Origin of the sequence: Mucilaginibacter pocheonensis (genome assembly GCF_031456535.1) — a bacterium.
Lineage (GTDB): Bacteria > Bacteroidota > Bacteroidia > Sphingobacteriales > Sphingobacteriaceae > Mucilaginibacter > Mucilaginibacter pocheonensis.
The window spans coordinates 579341-598536 of the sequence record NZ_JAVDUU010000003.1 but is presented as its reverse complement, the minus strand read 5'-3'; the positions used below and the strand labels follow the sequence as shown (position 1 = coordinate 598536).

17 protein-coding genes are annotated in these 19196 nt (G+C 40.2%); 2 read left to right on the top strand and 15 right to left on the bottom strand.

Annotated elements, in window-relative coordinates; translation table 11 throughout:
• Nucleotides 1–25 precede the first annotated feature (25 nt).
• The 8 genes from J2W55_RS15915 to J2W55_RS15880 all read right to left on the bottom strand — a co-directional run bounded on the left by J2W55_RS15915 (nt 26) and on the right by J2W55_RS15880 (nt 8865).
• Nucleotides 26–1294, bottom strand: a complete 1269-nt coding sequence (locus J2W55_RS15915; protein ID WP_310097581.1) for a tetratricopeptide repeat protein — start codon at nt 1292–1294, stop codon at nt 26–28.
• Nucleotides 1295–1297: 3 nt separating this feature from the next.
• On the bottom strand, nt 1298–2386 hold the full coding sequence (locus J2W55_RS15910) for a tetratricopeptide repeat protein (protein ID WP_310097578.1): 1089 nt from the start codon (nt 2384–2386) through the stop codon (nt 1298–1300).
• A gap of 33 nt (nt 2387–2419) precedes the next feature.
• Entirely contained in the window at nt 2420–4990 is a 2571-nt protein-coding gene (gene gyrA / locus J2W55_RS15905; protein ID WP_310097575.1) for a DNA gyrase subunit A, read from the bottom strand.
• Between the two features lie 163 nt (nt 4991–5153).
• A complete protein-coding gene (locus J2W55_RS15900; RefSeq protein ID WP_310097572.1) occupies nt 5154–5552 on the bottom strand; it encodes a hypothetical protein in 399 nt (132 codons plus the stop codon).
• A gap of 10 nt (nt 5553–5562) precedes the next feature.
• Nucleotides 5563–6477 (bottom strand): oxygen-dependent coproporphyrinogen oxidase, encoded by a 915-nt coding sequence (hemF, locus tag J2W55_RS15895; protein WP_310097567.1) that lies wholly within the window; start codon nt 6475–6477, stop codon nt 5563–5565.
• Nucleotides 6478–6546: 69 nt separating this feature from the next.
• Nucleotides 6547–7779, bottom strand: coding sequence for an MFS transporter (locus J2W55_RS15890; protein WP_310097563.1), 1233 nt, complete (start codon nt 7777–7779; stop codon nt 6547–6549).
• A gap of 111 nt (nt 7780–7890) precedes the next feature.
• A complete protein-coding gene (locus tag J2W55_RS15885; RefSeq protein WP_310097560.1) occupies nt 7891–8088 on the bottom strand; it encodes a cold-shock protein in 198 nt (65 codons plus the stop codon).
• A gap of 141 nt (nt 8089–8229) precedes the next feature.
• Nucleotides 8230–8865, bottom strand: coding sequence for a peroxiredoxin (locus tag J2W55_RS15880; protein ID WP_310097557.1), 636 nt, complete (start codon nt 8863–8865; stop codon nt 8230–8232).
• Nucleotides 8866–9029: 164 nt separating this feature from the next.
• On the opposite strand from J2W55_RS15880, the gene J2W55_RS15875 reads away from it, so the two are divergent.
• Nucleotides 9030–10814, top strand: coding sequence for a glycoside hydrolase family 15 protein (locus tag J2W55_RS15875; RefSeq protein WP_310097554.1), 1785 nt, complete (start codon nt 9030–9032; stop codon nt 10812–10814).
• Nucleotides 10815–10848: 34 nt separating this feature from the next.
• On the opposite strand, the gene J2W55_RS15870 is transcribed toward J2W55_RS15875, so the two are convergent.
• The 3 genes from J2W55_RS15870 to J2W55_RS15860 all read right to left on the bottom strand — a co-directional run bounded on the left by J2W55_RS15870 (nt 10849) and on the right by J2W55_RS15860 (nt 14726).
• Entirely contained in the window at nt 10849–13047 is a 2199-nt protein-coding gene (locus tag J2W55_RS15870; protein WP_310097552.1) for a bifunctional alpha,alpha-trehalose-phosphate synthase (UDP-forming)/trehalose-phosphatase, read from the bottom strand.
• A 162-nt stretch (nt 13048–13209) separates the two neighbouring features.
• A complete protein-coding gene (locus J2W55_RS15865) occupies nt 13210–13689 on the bottom strand; it encodes a hypothetical protein (RefSeq protein WP_310097550.1) in 480 nt (159 codons plus the stop codon).
• Nucleotides 13690–13916: 227 nt separating this feature from the next.
• Nucleotides 13917–14726: an SDR family oxidoreductase gene (locus J2W55_RS15860; RefSeq protein ID WP_310097545.1), complete on the bottom strand. Its 810-nt coding sequence runs from the start codon at nt 14724–14726 to the stop codon at nt 13917–13919.
• 158 nt (nt 14727–14884) lie between these two features.
• Here J2W55_RS15860 and J2W55_RS15855 point away from each other — a divergent pair, with 158 nt between their 5' ends.
• Entirely contained in the window at nt 14885–15892 is a 1008-nt protein-coding gene (locus J2W55_RS15855; RefSeq protein WP_310097543.1) for a glycoside hydrolase family 19 protein, read from the top strand.
• On the opposite strand, the gene J2W55_RS15850 is transcribed toward J2W55_RS15855, so the two are convergent.
• From J2W55_RS15850 to J2W55_RS15835, 4 genes are all read right to left on the bottom strand, one after another.
• Nucleotides 15889–16638 (bottom strand): menaquinone biosynthetic enzyme MqnA/MqnD family protein, encoded by a 750-nt coding sequence (locus J2W55_RS15850; protein ID WP_310097541.1) that lies wholly within the window; start codon nt 16636–16638, stop codon nt 15889–15891. The genes J2W55_RS15855 and J2W55_RS15850 overlap by 4 nt on opposite strands.
• 13 nt (nt 16639–16651) lie before the next feature.
• Nucleotides 16652–17272, bottom strand: coding sequence for a histidine phosphatase family protein (locus J2W55_RS15845; RefSeq protein WP_310097539.1), 621 nt, complete (start codon nt 17270–17272; stop codon nt 16652–16654).
• 66 nt (nt 17273–17338) lie between these two features.
• Nucleotides 17339–18535: an aminofutalosine synthase MqnE gene (gene mqnE / locus J2W55_RS15840; protein ID WP_310097537.1), complete on the bottom strand. Its 1197-nt coding sequence runs from the start codon at nt 18533–18535 to the stop codon at nt 17339–17341.
• Between the two features lie 125 nt (nt 18536–18660).
• Nucleotides 18661–19182: a hypothetical protein gene (locus tag J2W55_RS15835; protein ID WP_310097534.1), complete on the bottom strand. Its 522-nt coding sequence runs from the start codon at nt 19180–19182 to the stop codon at nt 18661–18663.
• Nucleotides 19183–19196 lie beyond the last annotated feature (14 nt).

The window sequence follows — 19196 nt, the reverse complement described above, 5'->3', positions numbered from 1 at the left end:
TTTAAAAGCCCCTCTTCTTTATTTGTTACTGTTGCGGCTGAGCTGCTAAGGCATCAATTTTTTTCTTGGTTGCTTCAGCGTTTACTGTATCTTTTTTACCTAAGTAATAAGTTCTAAGATTTGTTAAAGCATCAATAGATTTAGGATTTAACTCAACCGCTTTTAATAAATAAGGTTTAGCCAAATCAAATTGAGCGTTAGCTTTGTTTATTGCTGCATCATATTCTTTTTGTTTATTGGCTGGCAATTTATTGGCTGCATTGTAAGCGTCAATTGCCGGGTTAAGAATTACGTAGCCTAAATTCAAATTAGCCTCAAAATAATTAGGATCAATTTCTAAAGCTTTTTTATACATATCGGCAGCCTTGGTATAATTTTCTACCTTCTGTTGTTGCAATGCATTTTTAGCCGCGGCATCTTTTGCCTTGCCTTGTTCTTTTATAATTGATTCTGCAGTTTGTGAATAAGTTAAACCTGCATAATAATAAAGGGTTTTATTTTTAGGATCAGCAGCTAAAGCAGTTTGTATTTTTTGAGCTACTTCTTTTTCTTTTCCGGTTTGCAGGCTTATCTCAATCTCTCTCTTGCGCAAATCGGTATTTGCCGGATATTTTACTATACCATCGCTAACAGTCTTAAGCGCATTTGTTGTATCCTTGGTAGCTAAGTAAAGCGACGAAAGGTCCATATAAACGCCTGCGTTCTTTGAATATTTAGTAGTAAGCAATTTATTGTAGTTGGTTATAGCAGCCGGATAGTTTTTAGAGTTTGCTGCTGCCAAACCTGTATAATATATGGCGTTAGTATCTTCAGGTAAAACGGTGCGGTAGTAATCAAATGAATGATATGCCAGATCATATTTGCCGGCTGAGTATTCTGCAACACCTTTGGTTAACTGGTATTGGGCCATATTTAAATAAGCGTTGTTAATCAGGTCTTTGTTTTCACCTTTGGTATCAAGCTCTTTTGCTTTTTTTAATGACTCATCGGCGGTGTTAAACAATGGTAATGAGGTAGCCGCTACAGTATCTTGTACGGCAAGGGCCGCGTAAATGGCTCCTTTTAATGCAAAGGTTTGCGGAAGTGCGGCTGTTTTTTCATTTGCCGCGGCTTTATCTATCGAAGTTTTGGCTGTTTCAAGGCTTTTTGCTGCAACTGCCAAAGTAGCTTTTGAACCCCTTAAGCCTTCGTAATTGTTATACTCACTCTTAGCAGTATTTAATTCACCTTTTTGTGCAAACGTTGTTGCTGAAACTAAGCCTAACAGGCCTGCCATCAAAAGTTTGATTTTCATGATTTAGTTAGTTATCTGTTTTAGTTTGTTATTTACTCTATCTAATTGATCTTTGTTGCCGGTTTTGGCATAAGCCAGTTGTAACGCCTTTAAAGTTTGCACATTATTGGGCGATATTTCGTAAGCTTTTTCAAGCCATTGCACGGCACGGCCTAAATTTTTATCATCGCTCCCCTCTTGTGTGCCTGCACTTTGCTTTAAATAAAGTAACCCTAAATTAAAAACAGGATCATAGGCCGAGCTATTTAACTCAATGGTACGTAAATATAACGATTCCGCTTTGTCAAATTTATTTAAATGGTCATAACAATTGGCAGCTACAAATGCAATATCGGCGTTATTTGCGTTAATGTCAAGCAAAGGACCTATTAATGGTTCCAGAGCCTTATAGTTTTTCTGATTATTGTAAATATTGGCCTCATCAAGCAGCAAGAACCTGTCGGTTGGTAAAAACTTGCGCCCTCTTTGAAGTATCTGCAACGCCTTTGATGTATCGCCTAATGATTTGTAAATGCTTGATGCTGTTTCAATATATTCAGCTTTGGTACTATCAACGGCCAATAAATTACTATAGTATTTAGCTGCATCAACCAAATTACCTGCTTTATTATTTGAATAAGCTATGTAATCATTTAACTGCTTAAAATTGGGGGCGTATTTACGCGCGCTTTCAAAGGATTGCCTGGCATTGGTAAAATCAGAATTATTGGTAAACTCAAAGCCCTTGCGTATATAAACGTTTGCTAAACAACGTTTTGCATAATCAATTTCGGCCTCAAAATTATATACCTTCTTGTTAGCCGCCAATTTATCAACCAATGTTGAGGTTTCGGCAAGTAAAGTTGCCGGCTGCCCTAGTTTGTTTAGCGAATCAATATATAATATGCTTGAGTTAACCAGCGCACGGTAAGTGTTTTTTTCCAGGTCGGCAGTATCAGATTTTGTGATGATCAGGCTATCTGCAGATTTTTTTGCAGCAGCTAAATATTTCAGATCATTTTTCTGCTTATAAAAAGCCAGGTTATTCACTACAACCTTTAGCGCTTCACTTTGGGCAAAGGAAAAGGTTGTAGTAATAAATGGTATTAACACCGATAAGAGAATTTTACGGCACCGCATATTTATTTATTCAGTTGTTTCGTCAGTAGTTGATTCTTCGCTGTTGTTAGCTGCATCGTTATCATCAGCATTGCCTTCGGCATTTTCATCAATTTCCTTTTCTTCATCCTCATCATGCTCAATTTTTGCAACAGAGGCTATCTCGTCATTATTTTTAAGTGTAATTAACCTTACACCTTGTGTAGCCCGTCCCATTGTTCTTAGTTCGCTTATGGCTATACGTATAATAATGCCCGATTTATTGATGATCATCAGGTCTTCTTTATCAGTAACACCTTTTATGGCAACAAGGTTTCCGGTTTTTTCAGTAATATTTAAAGTTTTTACACCTTTACCACCACGGTTGGTTACCCTGTAGTCGTCAATGTCTGTACGTTTGCCATAACCTTTTTCAGAAACTACTAAAACGGTTGTTTCGGCATCGTCAATACTGATCATACCAACTACCTCATCATTTTCCCCATCAAGGGTTATACCGCGAACACCGGTAGCCGTACGGCCCATTGGCCTGACAGTTGACTCATTGAAACGAATAGCCCTACCCGATTTTAACGCCATCACTATTTCGCTGCTTCCGCTGGTTAAATTTGCTTCCAGTAATGAATCGCCCTCGTTAATGTTGATGGCGTTTATACCGTTGGCGCGCGGGCGTGAGTAAGCTTCGAGCGATGTTTTTTTAATGGTACCTTTTTTGGTACACATGATGATAAAGTTGTTTTCAAGATATTCTTTATCCTTGAGGTTGATCAACTTGATATAAGCTTTGATATTCTCTTCTTTCGGAATATTGATGATATTTTGAATAGCCCTTCCTTTTGAGGTACGGGTTCCTTCGGGAATTTCAAATACCCTGAGCCAGTAACATTGCCCCGACTCGGTAAAGAACAACATGTAATTGTGGTTTGAGGCAACCAGCAAATGCTCAATAAAATCGGCATCGCGGCTGTTACTGCCTATAGATCCTTTGCCTCCCCTGCCCTGACGGCGATATTCGGTTAAAGGAGTACGTTTTATATAACCTTCGCGCGATATGGTGATCACCACATCTTCATCCTCAATAAAGTCTTCGGTTTGCATTTCGGCTGATGAATGAACCATTTCGGTCCTGCGCTCATCGCCGTATTTATCTTTAATTTCTAACAGTTCGTCCTTAATGATCTGCATCCTTAAGCCTTCGTCATTTAAAATTGATCTTAAATAATCAATAAGCTTCATTAACTCTGCATATTCATCTTTGATCTTGTCGCGTTCCAGTCCGGTTAACCGGCGCAGCGTCATATCAAGTATAGCGCGGGCCTGTATATCTGTAAGGCCAAACTGGCTCATCAAACCTTCTCTCGCTTCGTCTGGTGTTTGTGACGCGCGTATCAGGCGGATAACCTCGTCCAGATGATCCAGGGCGATCAATAAGCCCTCTAATATGTGGGCGCGTTTTTCAGCCTCGGCCAGTTCAAATTTAGTACGGCGTACAACAACCTCATGCCTGTGCTCAACAAAATGATGTATCAGATCTTTCAGGTTAAGCATCATCGGGCGGCCATTAACCAGTGCAATATTATTTACACTGAACGATGTTTGCAGTGCCGTATATTTAAACAGATTATTGAGCACGATGGCTGCATTAGCTTCCCGCTTAATTTCGTAAACAATGCGGATGCCTTCGCGGCTCGATTCATCCCTTATGGCCGATATACCTTCCAGCTTTTTATCATTAACCAGCTCGGCGGTACGCTCAATCATCAGCGCCTTGTTCACCTGATAAGGTACTTCGGTTACAATAATACGTTCCCGGTCGCTGCCATGTGTTTCAATCTCGGCCCTGGCGCGTATCACAATTCTGCCCCGGCCTGTTTCCAGCGCTTCACGCGGACCCTCAAATCCATAAATGATACCACCTGTAGGAAAATCCGGACCTTTAACATATTTCATCAACTCCGCAACCTCTATCTGGCGGTTATCAATTAACGCGATGGTGGCATCAATAACTTCCGAAAGATTGTGCGGGGCCATATTGGTAGCCATACCTACCGCAATGCCCGATGCTCCGTTAACCAGCAGGTTAGGGAATTTGGAAGGCAAAACGGTTGGCTCCTGCAAAGAGTCGTCAAAATTCAGCTGAAAATCAATGGTATCTTTATTGATGTCAGCAAGCATTTCTTCAGCCAGTTTTTGCAAACGCGCTTCTGTATAACGCATTGCCGCTGGTTCGTCGCCGTCAATAGAGCCGTAGTTGCCCTGGCCTTCAACCAGCAGGTAGCGCAAGCTCCATTCCTGGGCCATACGCACCATCGTATCATAAACTGATTTATCGCCGTGTGGGTGATACTTACCCATCACTTCGCCCACAATACGGGCCGATTTTTTATAAGGCTTGTTGTTATTTAAACCCAGATCAAGCATGCCATACAAAACACGCCTGTGTACAGGTTTTAATCCGTCGCGGACATCGGGTAATGCCCTGGAAACGATCACCGACATTGAATAATCAATGTAAGCGGATCGCATTTCTTCGTCAATATTTATCGAAATTATTCTGTCTTCCTTGCTTGAATTATCGTTTTCTGTTCCTTCGGCCATTTTTATTTATTTGTGGAATCTTCTCTATAATTGTGCGTTAAAAAGTGTTTTTTAAACGACCTGCGAAGTTAAGAAAATAGTTTGTTATTGTGCCATTTTCAGCGGAGAATATGCGCATGGATTTATACACATTAACCAGTTTATTAACGTTGCAGGTATTGCATTATTTCACTTTTATCCAATGATCTTCAACCTTATTACCGTTTGGCAATGTTGCTATTAATTTGAGCGTATCGTTACTGATCTGGTAAAGGTATTTTACCGTTTTACCTAATAATTTTGATGGTTGGTTGCAATAGGTTTGTGTTTCAAAACAGGTGTCGGCCTGTAACAGGTAATCGCCTTTCTCATAAACAAAAGACTTTTCGCCTTTTTCAATTACCAAAGCACTGTACTGATGATCGTCATACGTGCGTTGTAACTTATAGGCAGTTGACGCGCTATCCAGTTTACCATTCAACAACCCTCCCCTGTACTCCCAAACACCTTTGAGCGGGCTTTTACTAAAGGTAAACGAACATAGTATGGCTATAAATAAAAAAGCAAACACATTTTTTTTCATAGGTTTGGTATTAAGCCCAGTTGATACCTTTTTTCAATAACGATAAGGTCCTCTCCTCTTCGCTGCCTGGTTGGGGCTGGTAATTGTAAAGCCATTTGGCCGTAGGTGGCAGGCTCATTAATATGGATTCGATACGACCGTTGGTTTCCAGTCCAAATTTGGTACCGGCATCATATACCAGGTTAAATTCGGTATACCTGCTGCGGCGCAGGTATTGCCATAATTGCTCCTGTTCATTAAATGATGAATGGCGGTTACGTTCAACCAATTCAGTATACACCGGGATAAATGAACGTCCCAAAGCTTTTGAAAAATCAAAAATGGTATCCCATGAAAGTTCTTCATTGGCGGTTAAGCGGTCATAAAATATTCCGCCGATACCGCGGGTCTCATTGCGGTGTTTGATATAAAAATAATCATCGGCCCAAAGTTTAAACCGGTGATAAAAATCATGGTAATAAGCATCACACACCGATTTAATGCTGCTGTGAAAATATTGGGCATCGGCATCAATAATATAGTGTGGTGTAAGGTCAATACCGCCGCCAAACCATCTTACAGGCTGGTGCTCATTGCCAAAAGACGAAGGCATTTCAAAGTACCTGATATTCATGTGGATGATGGGAACCATTGGGTGGTTTGGGTGGATCACAATGGATACACCGGTGGCAAAAAAGTCGTCCTCTGTTACCTGTAAGGCCCTTTTCATGTTCTCGGGCAGCTGCCCATGTACGGCGGAAAAGTTTACACCACCCTTTTCAAATATATTTCCATTCTGAATAATGCGTGTACGGCCTCCTCCTCCACCTTCGCGTTCCCATACTTCTTCTTCAAAGGTGGCTTTACCATCAGTGAGTTCCAGTGCGGCGCATATTTCATCCTGTATTTGCTGATAATCGGCGGTTATTTGTTCTTTACTTATCATTAATTAATTATTGAGTTGTCGAATTATTAAGTTATTGAATTATTCAGTAATTCAATAACTAATTCAAACTTAACTGATCTCCACGTAATTTAAATCCTTGCCAAAAGTTTCTTTTAACTGACTTAACGATAATAAAGCAATTACAGTAAGTATACCCATCATAATATAACCACTGTTGATCATTCCATTATGTTTCACCAACGCATCAAAAGCCCAGTTAATGGGGATCAATGAGCCGCGTACAAAATTTGGTACCGTTGTAGTAACGGTCGACCGGATATTGGTACCAAACTGTTCTGCAGCAATGGTAACAAAGGTAGCCCAATAACCCACTGTGCAACCCATAAAAAAACTCAGCCATATAAATTGCGATGTTGTAATACCCTTGGCACTTAAATACGCGGTAACACTAATAACGGATAATATCAGGAACACAGCCATAGTCAACTTCCGCGACTTGGTGATTTGGGCAAGCAAACCGGCAAAGATATCCCCTACGGCTATTCCTACATAGCTATATAATATGCCCGGCCCGGCGCTAAGTACCTCTTTTGCACCTAATGCCACGCCAAATTCCTTAGCCTGGGTAATTAATATACCAACTACATACCAAAGTGGTGCTCCAATTAAAATGCAATAGAGGTATTTCTTGAGCCTTGTTCCATTATTGAATAGCATGAACATATTTCCTTTAGACACCTTGCTCTGGGCAACATTTTTATACATTCCCGATTCAAAAGTCCCTAACCTTAAAAGCAATAAAACTATGCCTAAAATGCCGCCAACAAAATAAGCGTTACGCCAGCCATACTTGGCTATGGTAGCAGCAGCTACAGCGCCGAAAAGGCCAATAACGGCAACCATCATGGTGCCATACCCGCGTTTTTCTTTGCTTAGGGTTTCCGTTACCAGCGTTATTCCGGCCCCTAATTCACCGGCAAGACCAACGCCAGCGATAAACCTGATAATAGCATAAGTATTAATGTCATGCACCAATCCATTGGCAAAGTTTGCAATGGAGTATAGCAGGATCGACCCGAATAATACCCGTATCCTGCCAAATTTATCGCCGATAATGCCCCAGATAATACCCCCTAACAGTAAGCCAAACATTTGCATATTGATTACATAAACGCCCTGCATTCTGATGTCGGCTTCTGATATGCCAATGGCGTGCAGACTTTCTACCCGCACGATAGAAAAAATAACAAGGTCATAGATGTCAACAAAATAACCAAGTGAAGCAACAAGAACCAGGAAAATGATATTCCTTGTGGCTTTGGCCGAAGAAGCTGGAGTCATAATTTTATAGGCATTTGAACGGCTAAAGTAGCAGAATTATATATAATCAAAAATTTAAACACAAAAAAACCCCTGTGTATGCAGAGGTCTTTTTTTAAGAACATTGGTTAACTATGCTTTTTTTACGTTTACTGCTTGTAATCCTTTTCTTCCTTCTTCCACTTCGTAAGTAACTTCATCATTATCTTTAATGGCATTTACGCCACCCTGCACATCTTTGAAGTGTACAAAAAGATCTTTACCATCTTCGGTAACTATAAAGCCATAACCTTTTTGTGTGTTAAACCATTTTACTTTTCCAGTTTTCATAATTATAATTATCGTATTAAAAAATTCGTGTTAAGATTAAAAACTAAAGCCAAACTGAAAATAAAATGGTTTTAATAATCAGAAGGAATAGATAAACCTACCTTTTTCAAATATATAAAATAATTAATAAACCAAATAAAATTATTTATTTGGTTGCGGAGTTATCCTTAAATAAGGTTTTACAGCTGTATAACCCTTTGGAAATTTGGCAGGAATGTCTTCAGTTTTTATAGCGGGTACAATAACCACATCTTCCCCGTCCTTCCAGTCAACTGGTGTTGCTACACCATAATTGGCCGTTAACTGCAATGAATCTATCACCCGTAAAATTTCCTGGAAATTACGTCCTGTTGATGCCGGATAGGTAATGATCAGCTTAACCGCTTTATCGGGCCCAATGATGAACAATGACCTTACAGTTGCATTTACCGAGGCATTGGGGTGTATCATATCATAAGCTTCAGAAATTTTGCGGTCTTCATCGGCAATTATAGGGAAATTTACCTCTACCCCCTGTGTTTCGTTAATGTCATTGATCCAGCCGCTGTGTGATTCAACCGAATCAACACTTAATGCCAATACTTTAACATTGCGTTTGGCAAACTCATCTTTCAACGCAGCGGTTTTTCCAAGTTCGGTAGTACAAACCGGTGTGTAATCGCCGGGATGCGAAAAAAGCACTCCCCAGCTATCGCCAAGATATTCGTAGAAATCAATATCGCCTGCTGATGTTTTTGCTTTAAAATTGGGGGCCTTATCGCCTAATCGTAAACTCATAATAGTGTGGTTTTATATATAGTGAATGACTACTAAGTTAATATACATTATTTAATAAATCAAAATTTAGAAAACAATTATACTGCAATTTTACGCCAACATTACGGAGAAATTATTGTTGACCTTTTTGATTACACACTTATTGCACAAAAATTGTAAAATTGATGGACAGACATACCTATGATACCGGAATAATTGGAAACTGCGCTTTTTTGGCCCATATCAATAAAAATACTAATGTTGACTGGCTCTGCTGGCCATGCTTTGACAGTACCTTCATTTTTGGCGGCCTGCTTGATAAAAAGAAAGGCGGCGAATTTTCCATTTTACCTGAGGATGAATTCACTTCACAGCAACACTATCTTGAAAACACCAATGTTTTAATAACCGAAGTAAGCCCCAAAAGTGGTGGTAAATATCGTATTACCGATTTTGCTCCCCGGTTTTATCAGCATCAGCGTTATTATAAGCCGTTAATGCTGATCAGGAAAATTGAAGCTATTGAAGGTTCGCCCAGAGTTATCGTTAAATGTGAACCCGTATCTGAATATGGCGCGGTAAAATTAAATGTGAACCGTGGCAGCAATCATATACAATACCTTGGCGGCGAAGAAAATATCAGGCTTACTACCAACATTCCCATAAGTTATGTTTTTGATGAACAGGCTTTTGTTTTAAATGAAACCAAATACCTGGCCCTCACCTATGGCGAACCGCTGGAGGCGGCCCTGATCTCAACCGCTGACCGATTTTTGGCTGAAACCATTCAATACTGGCGCACCTGGATCAAACACTCTTCTATTGCTACATATTACCAGCCCTTTGTGATCCGCTCGGGCCTGGCTTTAAAAATACACCAGTTTGAAGATACGGGGGCAATTATAGCCGCGAGCACTACCAGCTTGCCCGAGTCGCCTGGAAGCGGCCGCAACTGGGATTACCGCTACTGCTGGCTGCGTGATACTTACTATGTAATAACCGCATTAAACCACATTGGGCATTTTGAAGAGATGGAAAAATATTTCGGTTATGTTACAGATATTTCCTTTTCTGAAGATGACCGCTATCAGCCGCTTTACGGGGTGACCGGAAAGAAAAATCTTATTGAAAAAATACTGACCGATCTGGACGGATATATGGGCAATCAGCCGGTACGTATTGGTAACCAGGCTTATGAGCATATACAGAACGATATTTACGGCCAGGTAATGATATCTATGCTTCCGCTATATACCGATCATCGTTTTGTATTTTCGGAAAGGAAGGATTCGGTTAAATGGATCGAGTTCCTGTTGAACAAAATTGAACACACTATTGACGAAAAAGATGCCGGGATATGGGAGTTCAGAAATATGGCCAATATACACTGTTACAGTAATTTGTTTCAATGGGCAGGTGCATCCGCTGCCGAAAAAATGGCCCGTACCATTGAAAACAAGGAGCTTACTGATAAAGCCATTGCTTTAAAAGAGCGCGCCGCCGCTCATATTGAAAGTTGTTACGATCCGGTAAGGAAAGTTTATACTAATTCGGCAGGAAGTTCAAACCTTGATGCCAGCACTTTGCAGCTAATTATGATGAACTATCTTGACCCAACATCGCAAAGGGCTAAAGACCACCTGATTGCATTAGAAAAAGAGCTGAGAACACCTAATGGTCTATTCTACAGATACCTGTATACCGATGATTTTGGTAAACCCAAAACTACTTTCCTGATATGTGCATTTTGGTATGTGGAAGCCTTAGCGAGCGTTGGCCGGTTGGATGATGCGCAGCGAGAATTTGCAAACCTGCTGCAATACTCCAATCACCTGTTATTATTTAGTGAAGACGTTGATGAAGAAACCGGAAGCCAATGGGGCAACTTCCCACAGGCTTACAGTCATGTGGGTTTAATGAACGCGGCCTACAGGATAGCCATAAAATTAGACAAGCCCATATTTTTATAATAAGGGCTTGTCTTAATAAGAAAAAATGAACGGATCAAGATACCGGTTCGTGTGTGTGCTGTACAAAGCTGGTGAGCAGCTTACGTACCTCGGTAGGGTTGCGTAAATAAAATTTCGCTGCCGATAAATTGCTGCCAACTTTTATAGTTATAGCACTTTCAGGCAACGCTCTAAATATGTCTTCATCGGTATAATCATCACCAAAAGCGATAACAAAATCATAGTCTTTACCTTCAGTTAAGGTTAAAGCCGCTTTTCCTTTGTTTATATCCATGTTCTTTACTTCCAGCACCTTATCCCCTGCCAACAGCTGTAAACCTTTATCACTGGCCAAATATTTCAAATTGTTCATCAGCTCACTGGCCCTTAGCTCGCCTAAGCCACTTGGCGCCTTGCGGTAATGCCACACAAGGGAGTAGGTTTTCTCTTCAATAAAAGAGCCCGGGGTACGGTCAACATACGTTTCAAGAATGGGATATATGTCGTGTTTCCACTGGTCTGTAAGACCTGAAATTTTATGCCACGATGTATTTTGCTGTTTAAACCATGATCCGTGTTCGGCAATAAGATACATGTTGGTATCCCAAAACCATTCATCAAGGTTTTCATGCTTACGGCCGCTTATCAGCACTACCTGATTGGCCGGATCATCAACCAGTTTATTAATAATGGTGTACAATTCTTTATCAGGGCTGGCCTGTTCAATATCTGATTTAAAGTTAACCAGCGTGCCGTCATAGTCTAAAAAGATGATCCTTTTTTTTGTTTTCAGGTACCGGTTGATAATGGATTGTTCTGTCGAAAAGCTCACATGCCTGGCTTGCATAGAGCGTTGCATTAGCTTAACTTCTTTTAACCGGTCCATAAAAATTTTAACCCAGTGCGAAATGTTAAATTTAGCTACCAGTTTCCGCATGGAGGTCATCCTTTTTTGCTGCTCCTCAAGGGGCATGTTAACCGCTTCCAATATAGCCCGGCATACCTCGCCGGTATTATTAGGGTTTACAATTATAGCATCAATTAATTCTTTAGATGATCCTGCCATCTCGCTTAATATCAACACACCATCATTATTTATACGACTGGCCACATACTCTTTACTTACCAGGTTCATGCCATCGCGCATGGGAGTTACCAGGCATACGTCGGCCGTATAGTACAGGGCCGACAGCATTTCGATTGGGAACGACCGGTAATAATAATGTATAGGCGTCCAATCCATAGTACGATATATGGAATTGATGTTCCCTACTTTTTTGTCTATCTCGTCGCGTAAATGAGCATACTGAGGCACAGTATCACGCGATGGCACCACGATCATGTAAAGGGCTATTTTCTCAATACACTCCGGACAAAGCTGCAGCATCAGTTCAAAAGCCTGTAATCTTTGCAGTATTCCTTTACTGTAATCAAGTCTGTCAATAGAGAGGATAAGTTTGTTATCTTTAAAGTTGTTCCTGATCAGCTCAATTTGTTCCTTAACATCATCCTGTAATGGCAGTGAAGCGTATTTTTTCTCATCTATTCCCATCGGAAACGATTCAACTACAATGGAGCGTTCATCCATAGTGATTATGTTTGACGAGGTGGTTACCGGTAAAATACGCGTTGTTGCCCCTAAGAAATGACGCACATCATCAAACGTATGAAAACCGATAAGATCGGCTCCAAGCATACCTTCCAATAGTTCTGATCTCCAGGGTATTAACCTGAACATTTCATGTGAAGGAAAAGGTATATGCAGAAAAAAACCTATGGACACATCGGGAAGCTCGTTTCGTACCAATCCGGGTAAAAGCAATAATTGGTAATCATGGATCCAAATAATATCCCCGGGCTCGGCAATACTTAATATAATGTCCTTAAACTTCTCATTTACAGTTTTGTAATAATCCCAGTTTGATTGTTTATAGGTGGCATAGGTGGAAGCGTAATAATGAAAAACAGGCCATAAAACCTCATTGGAAAATCCTTCATAATACTGGTTTATTTCTTCCTGGTCAAGAAATACAGGTACCAGGCTTAACTCTTTTAACTGATCTGTAACACGGTCTTTATCATGCTGTTCGGTTATCTCAATGCCAGGCCACCCTATCCAAACGTTATTATCTTGCTTATATATTGAACCTAAACCTGTTGCTAATCCTCCCTCACTTGGTGATAAAATATATTCATCATCTGCATTTGAAATTTTTACTGGTAACCGGTTAGATACAATTATTGTTTTGGGCATGTCTGTTTACTTATATTAATAATTTATACATATTAATAAAGGCAAAAACAGTGTATTTGTTTGCTATATATTGACAATAAACATAAGGATTTAGCATTTTTTAACATAAAAAAAGCCATTCCGATGTACCGGAATGGCTTATAATTATGAAAACTTTTAGAATTATTTTACTTGTTGAAAAAATTCAAGGTTTGCTTGTTGAGTGATCCTTACCAATACTTCATGAGCATCATTTTTAAGGTCAACAAAGTATGATGTAGGGTCGATAGTATCATTTACTTCGGTGTTAGCCTGATAAACAATCACTTCGGCAATTTCATAACCTTTGTAATCTTTTTCAATTTGTTTTAAGGTTTTTGCAGGGATAGCTTTAACATCAACTCTTTGTGTTACTCCTAAAAACTCACCGTTAAGATTGTAAAAAGCAGTTTTCTTAACACCATCAACAGTGAAGGTTGCTTTTTGGCAATTTTTAGTTACTGTCCAGTTTACATCTTTTGCGTCAGCAAAATCAACTGTAAAGCCATGTAACGCAACGTAAGAAACGTTAGTTCCACCATCTACTCTTTTACCACCATCGGCAGCAAATACATTAACACTTAATAAAGCGGCAATTGCGGTTGTTATAAATATCTTTTTCATGTTCGTTTAAATTTTAAATCCATAACAAAAGTATAGTAATGTTATCAATGTGGCAAATATTTTTTAACTTTTATGAATATTTGATAATAACAGTCAATTTGACGTATAAAATTTAATTTTTGGCAAAGTACTTAGTGTATAATTTACAATATGTTAATATAAAAAGGCATAAAAAAATCGGTTTGCTGAAAGCTAAACCGATTTTTCACTTTTAATCTCCACAAATTTCAGCCGTTGTCGGCAAAACCGGGGTACAAAGTCATGCCGCCGTCCATAAAAATGGTGGTACCGGTAATATAATCGGCCTCGTCTGATGCCAGCCAGGCTGCCAGTTTACCAATATCTTCCGGTTTCCCTATCCGGTTATAAGGTATCAGCGTGAGCAGTTTATCTAAAGCTTCGGGAGTTTCCCAGGCGTCTTTGTTAATAGGCGTTTGAATTGCACCCGGGCCAATTCCTGCAACCCTTATTTTATGTGGCGCCAGTTCCTGGGCTATGCTTTTCATAAACATATTGATACCGCCTTTACTGGCCGCGTAGTTTACATGCCCGCCCCAGGGAATTACTTCATGCACGCTGCTCATGCAAATGATCTTGCCTGCCGCCCGGCTTCGTTCTTCAACTACTCCCCTTCGTATAAACTCTCTTGCTGCCTCACGTGCGCATAAAAACTGGCCGGTAAGGTTTACACTGATCACTGTGTTCCAGTCATCAAGGGTCATATCAACAAATTTTGAATCCTTTTGCAAACCAGCGTTATTTACTAAAATATCTATGGTGCCATACTGGGCATACATCTGGGCAAACATGGCTTTTACTTCGGCTTCGTGACTTACATCTGCCTGAACAGCAATGGCTTCGCCGCCCGCTGCTTTTATTTCGTTAACAGTAGCCTCAGCAGCATCGTGGTTATGGGCGTAGTTTATAACCAGTTTTGCACCCGCGCCGGCCAGCGCCAGGGCCACAGCTTTACCAATTCCGCTATCGGCGCCGGTAACCAGCGCTGTTTGTCCTTTTAATAATAGTGATGGGTTCATTTATCTCGAATTAATGTTTTTTAATATAACCAATGTATTTTACGCCATAAGGTTTTATATCATTATAAATTATTTACCTAACAGGCAAAATACCAGGGATTTAACCAACAAATTTTAATTAAATTTAAATACGTATTTATCATCTTATTATAATAAGAATGGAAGAAGGAAAAACTACCCGATCAAAAGACGCCCCGGAAGAAAATAAAAAAGCAAATAGTTCCGAAAGATTTAAAAATATATCTTTAGGAATTGCCGGTTTAATTTCATCGGTTTTTATACCGGCTCTTGGAATTTACTTCACCCAAGCTCAAAAAGAGAGTGAAATAGCAAAAAGTTATATTGAAATCGGCATTAATATACTCAACTCAAAGCCCCAAAGCAATACCGATAGTTTAAGAACCTGGGCTGCAAATTTGATAAACCATTACAGTGCAGTTAAGTTAACAGGGCAGGCAAAAAGCGACGTAATTAATAAAATTCCGCTGTATGTACCGCAAATTTACTCCGAGCAAACCGGCACTTTACCCACCAGTAACACGCCAGAATACAAAAACATCACCGAACAACAATTGAAATTTATATTTCCAGCTATAAAATTAACACCTGCAGACAGCTTAGTAATCAGGCTAAATAAATTGCTGCCCCTGTACCAAATAACCACTCCCGAAAGAAAAGCAATGTTCATAGCAGAAATTGGCTTTGAATCTGTATCGTTTTTTAGAAAAGAAGAGAATCTTAATTACCCGGAAGCCGGTTTATTACGAGTTTTCCCCGCAAAGTTTAACAAAACAAATGTTAAAGATTATGTAAACAACCCTCAAAAAATAGCAAACAGGATATATGCAGACAAAATGGGTAATGGTAATGAGGAAAGCGGTGACGGATGGAGGTTTCGCGGTCGCGGATATTTTTTTCTGACAGGGAGAAGCATTTATGAGGAGTTGTCAAAATCTGCCGGGATCGACTTTCTAAACAACCCGGATCTGTTGCTTAACTCTTATCCGCTATCGGGCGCTTGCTGGTATTGGAAAAAAAGGGGACTTAACCCTATAGCAGATAAAGGGGATCTGGTTACCGTTACAAAAATATTGTTTGGCGGAAACCACATACCCGAAAAAATGGCTATTTATGAAAGAGCTAAAAAAATGTTTGAAGACAATTAAGCGTCTAACGCCTTTATATAATCTAAAAACATATAAAACGCCTTCCTTTTGTCGTCTGTAAGATCAAAATCTATTTTATGCATCAAGTAATCCGGTATGTCAAAATCATGGCGTACAGGTAGTTCCTTAAAAAGCTCGGCACGGTGGTCAAGTCCATATTTAAGTGCGGCGTTAAACTCATCCATAAAATCCTGGGGGATGGGTTTATTAGCTATCCAGCCGGCAAACATAAAGGGCAGCCCTGTAAATTTTTGCCATTCTCCGGCAAGGTCATACACATAAGTATATTTCTCTTTTTTGCCAAAGGTACGGTCGCCTATTTGCACAAATGCCGTATTGGCGTCGGTTGATTCAGAGTAATCGACCGCATTCTTAATAAGTTCAGGACTTACCTGCCAATAGTTTTTTAATAAAACCCGGGCCAGGTTGTTTGATGAGCGCGACTCAGGATCAAGCTGCAGGTATTTCACAGCTTTAATATCACAATTACTAAATACAAAAACTGAATTTACCGGGCCTACAGCGCCAATACAATATTCAGATACAATTTCCCATTGCGGCAGGTTCAAGGTTGCTGCTACGGGAATAAGCCCGATATCAACCACATCATCAATTAGTTTTTGGGCACAGTCTGACGGCATATCAAGGCTCATTTCAATTTTGTCTGATAATCCGCTATGCTGGATGCCGTATATAAAGGGTTTGGTGTTGGTGTAGCTTACTGCTGATATTCTTATCTTATTCACAAAAATGCTCTCTTCAGGATTGTTTTAAATGTTCGGCATTGTTAAAATCGACGATCTCGAACTTTTCGCCGTCATATATTACTTTATACAGCACCAGGTTTTGATGCGGAAAAGTGTCCATGGCCGTAAGCGGGTTACCGGTTAATATGCAAAGCAATAAGCGCATAGCCCGGCCATGCATACAAATTAATACTGTTTTTTCTTCGGGGTGGCTCATAATCACGTCAAGTGCTTCCCGTTCACGTGCTTCAACTTCGTTAGGGCTTTCGCCGCCTTCAAATTTACTGTCTAACCGGCCGTCAAGCCAATCGCGCATAATCTGTAAAAAGGCAGCTTTATTTTGAGTGGTACTGGGTTGCCCCTCGTGTATTCCCCAGGCCAGTTCATCCAGTCCGGATAATTTTTGATATGGTATGCCCAGCTCAATAAAATGTTGTACGCTTTGCAGGGTGCGCTTTAAGGCCGATATGTATATTTTATCAAAAGGTACGGTTTTATAAGCTTCAAAAAATTGCCGGGCTTGTTTGCGCCCTTCGTCATTTAAATCGGTGTCCATCCCCCGGCCCTGTACAATTCCATGTCTGTTAAGCTCTGTCTGGCCGTGGCGTACTATATATATAGTTTTCTGTATCATTCATTTTTAAGCAAAAAGCTAAAAAGCTGTTCGCCCCGGTAATGTTTTTTGGTTTTGAGTGTTCTGTTAATTTATCACCGGCAACCTGTAATATTGAGGCTTAGGCTCAGTTTCAGGAAATTTAAAGTCGGTAAAATCAGTTACTACATTATATAAAGTATCACGCTCAATAGGCTGGCGGCCCACATTTTTAATAAGCTCAACCAGCTGTTTGGTGCTCATGCCCGGGTGTTGCTCTTCCGCACCGGCCATGGAGTATATCTTTGTGGTATCATCAAGGGTACCGTCAATATCATCTACACCAAAATTCAGGGATAATTGTGCCGTCGTTCGGCTTATCATGGCCCAGTAAGCCTTAATATGGTCAAAATTATCAAGATAAATACGGGCAACCGCATAGTTACGCAGGTCTTCCACAACGGTCGACTCAGGAACATGCGACATCTGGTTGTCCTGGTTGCGGAATTTTAACGGGATAAACGTTTGGAAACCACCGGTTTTGTCCTGCAGCTGGCGTAAACGTTCCATGTGATCAACCCGGTGCCAGTATTTTTCAATATGTCCATAAAGCATGGTAGCATTTGATCGCCCGCCCAGTTTATGCCATTCTTCATGTATAGCCAGCCATTGGTCGGCAGTGCATTTATCCTTTGATATTTGTTCACGCACCTCCGGATGGAATATTTCGGCGCCACCACCAGGAATTGATTGTAAGCCGGCTTCCTGCATCAGGCGCATACCCGTTGCATAGTCAATCTTTGCTTTTTTAAAGATATAATGATATTCAACCGGTGTTAACGCCTTAATATGTAATTCAGGGCGATGCGCGCGGATGCGACTGAAAAGTTCCTGGTAAAAAGGCACATCGTATTGCGGTAAAACGCCTCCTACAATGTGTACTTCCGTTACCGGTTCGCCATCATATTTGGTCACCATATTGAACATCTCGTCCATGGTGTACTCCCAACCCTCTGATTTTTGCTTGATCAGCCTGGAATATGAACAAAATTTACAATCGTAAACACAAAGATTTGTGGGTTCAATATGAAAATTACGATTAAAATATGTTTTATGACCATGCCGTTTTTCGCGGATATAGTTTGCCAAAACTCCCAGATAGCCCAGGTCTCCCTGCTCGTACAATATAACACCCTCGTCAAATGAGATGCGCTGGTTGTTCAGTACTTTTTCGGCAATGTGCTTTAAATCAGCAGATAGATCCTGATTTTGCAATAATAACTGTAAATTACCTTCAGCTTCCATGAAAAAAACTTTGTGCAAAAATAGGAAATGTTACGGTAATGAAAGTGTAATATATGTGTAGAGGCAAAATATTACCTTCTCCATGTGCTTGGAAGCAGGTACAGGTTCATTGCATATTACTGCCTTTATGGAGCCGTAATAGAGGTTATAGTAACGCCGTGAAAGCAATCATCCTGGCACCCCTCCGGAACAAAGCCACAGGTTGATATCATCCCGTTGTTTTTGGCTTCAAAGAAAATATCGTTCTTTTTTGCATCGGCTTTAAGCCAAACGGTGCGTGCTTTTTGATAAATATCATCTAAAGTAAATAACCCTGCTGCGTTTATACCATGGGTATTGATATGGGCTTTGTCCTCATGCCAGCGTTCAACCGTATCGATTTTATGTGAATTGTCCCTGTGTGGCATAGTTGCAATAAAATCCCTCGAAATGATTTCACCATTACTCACCTCAATTCTCGTTTCGGATCCGTAACCGGTCCATGAACCGCTGCTTACCGTATAAGTGTAAGAATTATTAACACTGCTTTTATAACTTAACCAGGTTTTGTAACTCTTGTTAAATTCACTTTCATTAGCAATATCATCTTTTTTGCAGCTTGTTGCTAAAATGGCAATAATGACAATAAACAGGTATAAGGATTTCATGATACAGGTTTTTA